The 6,318-nt window shown below is 43.1% G+C and carries 5 protein-coding genes and 1 pseudogene; 2 read left to right on the forward strand and 4 right to left on the reverse strand.

The genetic code is table 11. The features are described from left to right. The first annotated feature begins 96 nt into the window (after nt 1-96). Complete coding sequence (locus tag AACX68_RS04760) at nt 97-603, forward strand: hypothetical protein (protein WP_228860721.1); 507 nt, start codon at nt 97-99, stop codon at nt 601-603. A gap of 80 nt (nt 604-683) precedes the next feature. Here AACX68_RS04760 and AACX68_RS04765 read toward each other — a convergent pair whose 3' ends face one another. From AACX68_RS04765 to AACX68_RS04775, 3 genes are read right to left on the reverse strand one after another with little or no spacing between them, the layout of a single operon-like run. After that, nucleotides 684-1,256: a tyrosine-type recombinase/integrase gene (locus tag AACX68_RS04765; protein WP_339389279.1), complete on the reverse strand. Its 573-nt coding sequence runs from the start codon at nt 1,254-1,256 to the stop codon at nt 684-686. Next, the gene (locus AACX68_RS04770; RefSeq protein WP_228860723.1) at nt 1,240-2,214 is read right to left on the reverse strand and encodes a tyrosine-type recombinase/integrase; all 975 of its coding nucleotides are present in this window, start codon (nt 2,212-2,214) and stop codon (nt 1,240-1,242) included. The genes AACX68_RS04765 and AACX68_RS04770 overlap by 17 nt, the downstream gene beginning before the upstream one ends. Further along, nucleotides 2,214-3,437: a site-specific integrase gene (locus AACX68_RS04775; protein ID WP_228860724.1), complete on the reverse strand. Its 1,224-nt coding sequence runs from the start codon at nt 3,435-3,437 to the stop codon at nt 2,214-2,216. The genes AACX68_RS04770 and AACX68_RS04775 overlap by 1 nt, the downstream gene beginning before the upstream one ends. A gap of 152 nt (nt 3,438-3,589) precedes the next feature. Here AACX68_RS04775 and AACX68_RS04780 point away from each other — a divergent pair. Beyond that, nucleotides 3,590-4,006, forward strand: a pseudogene (locus tag AACX68_RS04780) (reverse transcriptase domain-containing protein); the annotation flags it as partial. Nucleotides 4,007-4,140: 134 nt separating this feature from the next. Here AACX68_RS04780 and AACX68_RS04785 read toward each other — a convergent pair. Continuing rightward, the gene (locus AACX68_RS04785; RefSeq protein WP_228860725.1) at nt 4,141-5,784 is read right to left on the reverse strand and encodes a cyclic peptide export ABC transporter; all 1,644 of its coding nucleotides are present in this window, start codon (nt 5,782-5,784) and stop codon (nt 4,141-4,143) included. Nucleotides 5,785-6,318 lie beyond the last annotated feature (534 nt).

Consider the following 6,318-nt stretch of genomic DNA (forward strand, 5'->3'; position numbering starts at 1 on the left):
ATTTATGTGGCAGCTTATTCGTAATGTGAAAATTTTTTTGAAAAGGGCCTCGTTAACGAATTGGAAAGAAATGAGAAAAATAAGAGTCTCATCATTATGACAAACTATTTAGACAAGAGCGCACTACATACTTTTTCGTTTGTAGTTAAAGCACATCAGGAATGGCGCAAAAGTTTACTGAATATTTGTGCTCAATATGGTTTTGAGTCTTTCCGTGGGCCTGATTTCTGTACTCCTGATTTTTTCCTGCAAGAACGCTTTTCACAAAAGCCTCATGGACGGAGTTTTCACCCTGTTACGGACAAATCCGTTTATGCTGGTCCTGATTACGAGCTTTATACCTTACGCCGAGATTATCCAGCAGGTGCAGAGATTTACCGACAGATGGATGACATATCCCGTAATAGACTCGAATCCATTAATTTGAATCAGGAAGTATATGGACGGCCTTTGCACGTCGGCTATCAGCACGCGGCCTGCTTTCTTCTCAATATTAGTCACATTTTCAATAAGGACGATATCACTGCCTTTTCACAGATATGGCGAGTGATTGATGATGAGGGGGCAACCTCTGCTTGTTTGCTCCATTCCTGTCAGCGTTAGTGAAGAAGATCATCAGTATCACATCCCGCTTATGCCTGATATATGGCAGGATATTTCGGCAAAGAAAATTATTTCTCTCTTCAATACACATAATCTTCGGTTAATCGAAAGAAACATGCTATGAAGCACATTTCTCCGCTTTTGATTCTGGTGATTCTCTTAGTGAACGGATGCTCTATCATAGAGGACACTGAGAGTAGTGTCATATCCCGACGCCCGGACTGAGTGCGTGGATCTGAAACCGCAAGCAAATCCTTTGTCTGTTCCGGCGTAAGATGCCGAACAATCTGCCGCTGATGTTTTTTGCCGGGAATTTGTAGAATCCGCTGACACAAATGAAGCTGCCTGGGCTCCTGTACCTGAACATAGCGAAAAAACACATGAATGGCGACCAGTCGTTGATTTCTCGTCGCAATGGAACAGTTTCGTTCATTTTCAAGCCATTCCAGAAAACCGGTTATCAGACGGTCGTCCAGTCTGTTTAAACACAGTTTTTCGGGAGGAATATTCAGGGCATTTTTGCAGAACACGAGTAACAAACGAAAAGCGTCACGATAAGATAATAGGGTATGGGTACTGAGGTTTTTAACACCGGGTAAATAGCCTGTAAAGAATGCTGTCAGGTTTTTGGCAAAATCAGTTGGTTTCATCATTGCCTCCTACGTCAGGAATAATATCACCCAAAACCCTTTCCACCTGTTCCGTGATAGTTGGAAATAAATCAGCCGTCAGATGAAGGTAGTAAGCGGTATCACCTAATGATGCGTGTCCCAGATAGGCCTGAAGCACAGGAAGAAGCGCCCGCAAATCTTTTTTCTCCAGTACCCAGCGACGAAGACAATGAACGGCGAAAGTGTGTCTGAGGTCATGCACGCGTGGTCCTTTACCTCGCCCGCCATGAGATATACCGGCTTTCCAGAGAAATTTTCGGAGATTTTTCTCCACATTGCCTATTGTCATCGGCTTTGAATCCCGCCCCAGGAAGAAGCAGTCTTTCGGACCGGATAATAAGTGGATGCTTTGCCGGTAAGCTTTCAGACGCTCCAGCATTTCAGGTGAGATAGGAAGCTGGCGATGTTTATCCAGCTTTGCGTTCATCACGGTAATGACACCTTCATTTAATTCAACGTCCTCAACTTTCAGCAACCGTGCTTCTGTAAGTCGTAATCCGCAGCTATAAAGCAGACGGAAGAATACTGGCATCACAAGATGACGATATGGCACACCGGAGCAATAATGGCAATGGTCAGTCTGTATGAAAATCTGCTTCAGTTCGTTATTTGAGTATATGTGCGGCATGTATCGTGGGATCCGTGGCATCATGCCTTTTGGCAGGCAGAATGCGTCACCCCCCAGCCTCACCATATATTTTGCCAGTTCCTGAACAGGCGTAATACGCCCTTGCAAAGTGGCCGGATGCTCTCCGGGGCGCTGAACCGTCCACGCCAGCATGAGCTCCCGGGTTATCGTAACTTCACCCGGATGGCATTCCTTGCAGAAGGTATCAAAGCGCCGGAGAATGCCTGGCTGGGAATCATATTTGCACCCTAAAGCCCGCTTCTGTTGGATCAATCCAATGATGTGCGGTGCGAAAGCAGATGAATAGCCCATTATTCTACCTCCGGACTAAGCGCACATTCACAGAGCAGTTTCAGGCTGCTTTTCAGATATATTGATGTGGACCGGGTACTTTGATGACCCAGTATATCCGCGATTTCTTCGACAGGTGCCTGTTGTTCCATCAACGTGGTAGCCAGCGTGTGACGAAGGGAGTGCATTCCCACTTTTTTCTCTTCAGACACAGGCAATTTTGCCACGCGCATGTGTTTAACGATCATCTGGTGCAGATGATCTTCATCAAAAAAAGGCGTTATGGGGGCAATATGTCGTAAAAATACACAGGGTGAATCACTGACAGGGCGGCCGTTCTGAAGATAATCAATGACAGCCCAGCCCACATCTTTTAAAAGTGGCAGGCGTATCGGCCTTTTGGTTTTGGATTGTGATAATTCCAGGTAGTTTTCAGTCCAGTTAAAATTTGAAAATGTCAGATGCTTTACATCGATACAACGCAGTCCCAGGCGTGTGACTAATAAAATGATGGCATAATCCCGCTTTCCTGAGGGGTTACCGCGATCAATCGCGGCCAGTAACCTGAGCAGATCGTCTTTTTTCCAGACAGAGGGTATTTGGGTTTGCTTACGTGCCTGCATACAGGAAAGCGAATCCGAGAAATCTGTGGCAATTCTCTTTTCGTTATAAAGAAACCGAAGAAAACACCGGAGTCCGCAGAGCACGAACTCAACCATCTTGTAGCTGTAACCCATCAGTGTTTTGACAAAAGCAGTGAGATCCTCTGCTGTCAGATTTTCAGGGCTCATGTTGTGCGATTCGGTGAAAGAGACAAAGTTTTCAGCGGTTCTGCCGTAACCTTTAGTCGTAGAAACCGCGTAGCCGCAATTTTTGCAGTGTTGCCCGAACAGGCTCAACAGGGCGGTATGTTCAGGGCTATTTATTCTGGAAAGGCTACGATGATACCGGCGCAGTACAGTGCCATGTTGCTGGAAATTACCCATCATTCGTACAATCCGAAACAGATAGAGATTACTTTGTGTCAGTAATCCGGCTTTTTCTTTGGCAAAAAAGTCGCATTTCTTGTCTACATATTGCATCGCGGTGAGTTCGGAGAAAGCGCGCACATCATGAGCGTCAAAATACGCAATGATCCTTTTCCAGTGTTCGCGATAGTAATTGAGGGTAGCCTCCTTATATCCCATACGAATGAGTTCCTGCTCAAGCAGGCGGACAAGCACTCTGATTGGTAATTTTTTCATGTTCAAATCTCCAGATAAAATATAATTTTTGGGAGCACCACCTAATCATTCTGGTCAGATTTGAATATGTCTCAATTTATTATGCTTACTCTTTGTGGTGTATGGCCTGATCCCATGCCCCCAATCTGGCATGACTGCGCATTTATCTTTACTGTGCATTAGGTTCAATCTTGTCGCCTGTGCTCGCCAATATCTACCTGCATCATGTGATAGATGAATGGTTTGATGAAATCAGCCGTTCACATATTCACGGGCGTGCAGAGATGGTAAGGTACGCTGATGACATGGTATTTACCTTTCAGTATCCCAGAGAGGCAAAACGTTTCTATCAAAGGCTCATCCTGAATATCGTCATCAGGGTAGTCAGAGGCTGGATAAATTATCACGGTATCTCTGATAACCGGAGACGAGTTAAGCAGTTTATCCATCAAAGCCGGCGAATAATTTTCAGATGGTTCAACCGGAAAGGTGGCCGTCGCCGCCTGACGTGGAAACAATTGGAACTGATCCTGAAGATGCTGGGTTATCCATCGCGATGGAAAACCCATTCAATGTTCAATTCTTGCTGAATATGTGTGGGGACACGGATCTGTCGGGAGCCGGATGCGGTAATTCTGCAAGTCCGGTTCTGCGGAGGGACCTACCTGGGTGACCGGATAGGTCTACTCACCCTGGACCCCAAGTTAATTGTGAATATTACCACTCAGTCATGCTTGGCAAGAAACCGACCATTCTCCAGTTTGATACAGTGGTCAGCCAAGTGGAAAAAACGATCATCATGTGTGATTGCCAGTATTGCTTTACCACGTGCTGCTAATTCAGGCAGTAGTTCTTGATAAAACACTTTCTTAAACAGAGGATCCTGATCTGCCGCCCATTCATCGAACAGATAGAATGGGCGGTCTTCCAAATAAGCGACCACTAGGGCGAGGCGTTTCCTTTGCCCTAAAGACAAATCGCGAGTTGAGAAACAACCATTCTCAACTTTTACTTTATGTTCTAAATGAAGTTTAGAAAGTAATTCATTAGCACGTGCATCCAATGTAGAATCCGCATTATTCAGGCCCACCAGTGATTCGAAGAGATGGAAATCGGAAAAGATCGCTGAGAATAATTGACGATAGTTTGCTCTGTTGCTATCAGTGATAATATGTCCATCAACAGAAATTGTGCCACTTTCCGGAGCATAGAGACCGACTAACAGCTTGGCGAGTGTTGTTTTACCACTACCATTACCACCTATTAGAAAGGTGATTTCTCCCCTTTTGAGTTCCATATCAAGCGGACCGAGTCGGAATATTTCATCTTCTCTTTCTTGATAATAACTGTGGGTAAGGTTAGACAGAGATAGAGAGTTAATTTCACCGAATTCGCTAATAGAGGTTTGTTGCATCGTGTATTCTTGCTCATCCAGCTCAGTAAACACAGTTCCGATGCGATTCAGTGATACACGAGCTGCATCCAGTGTTGGGATACTATTCAGCACTCCATCTAATGGCATCAGCATAAATAGAAAGATAATTAAATAACTCGCTACAGTCGTTGTTTCGATACCGGGTATCACAGCCGAGGAAAATATCACCGCGCCTAGAAATATATAAAATAAGAAGAGGATCCAACTAGTGCCGAAGGCGTAAACACTGAATGCTCGGGTACGATTCTGACGTACGTTATCAATTTCACTGCTGAGTGAATGAGTGAAGAAAGTTTGAGCGCGTAAAGAATGTAATCTTAATTCTTTTGCTCCAGAGAATAATGCATTGAAATGGTTAAATAAGCGATCTTGTGCTTTACCTGCTATATTAAATGAGGTAATTGCTCTACTTATGCCAAGACTGTAGCCAAGTGAGCCCGCGACGATTACGGTCAATGCTAAGAAGAACACGGACCAGGACAACCAAGCCAGATAACCTAAGCAACCTAGTACAATTGAACCTTGCATTAAAATATTAGGCAAAATCAAGAACAGCATTGACACATTAGTTGTATCATCGGTAATGACGGATTGACCACGGGAAGTACCAAGCACCTCTATCTGACGGAAGGATGCACAGGCAATGCGTTCTGAGATGATTTCTCGCATTTTCGCCATCGTATTCTGGCTCAATTTAGTGAAAAGCACGTCACCGAGTATGCGGCAGGCTATCGCCAATATAACCAGAATACTGAAGTACCAAGCGAGTGAGGAATAGTTATCGCTGGAGGTTATCAATGCCTTGTTGAGCAATGTGACCAATGAAACACTGAACATGCCATTGGCAATACTGGCAGAGGTAGCGATGACAAGTATCCAGCGTGAACGGTATAAAAGTGTGAATAAAATCTGTTTTATTGTTGAATTGTTCATTTGTCATCCACTAAATCAGTGTGTAACTAAATTGAATGGTCGTGCTTGGGTAAAATTAAGCGATACTGTATGAGATGAATTAAGATAATTCTCTAATGTGAGGTTGTGATTATGCATCATGTCTATTTTTTATCCCATGTTATTATTGTTGAGTTTGTTGACTAATTAATTTGTTTATTAGGGCAAATGGTCAGATAATAAATAAAAATTTAAAATAATGCATTTAATTAATAAATGCAATTTTTTCAGGCTGTTGTTTAATGTAATTGATTTGGTGGTTTCAGCATTATTTTATGATCTAGATCATAAGGTGATTTTAGTGTTTTTGATAAAAATATCACCAATAAGATATAATTTATAACACATCTTTCAATGTGCGACTCAACTTCTAAAAAATCCGCCTATTGCACTTGTATTAATCCATCGAATCCCATATTGGTTTGTTATAAATAAAGTTATGGCACTCAAATAGTGAATGATATGTATATTATTTTAAATAGCGTGGTAATTTTAAAATATGAGACAATATAGGGT

Origin of the sequence: Xenorhabdus sp. PB61.4 (assembly GCF_963894935.1) — a bacterium.
In the GTDB taxonomy this organism is placed as follows: Bacteria; Pseudomonadota; Gammaproteobacteria; order Enterobacterales; family Enterobacteriaceae; genus Xenorhabdus; species Xenorhabdus stockiae.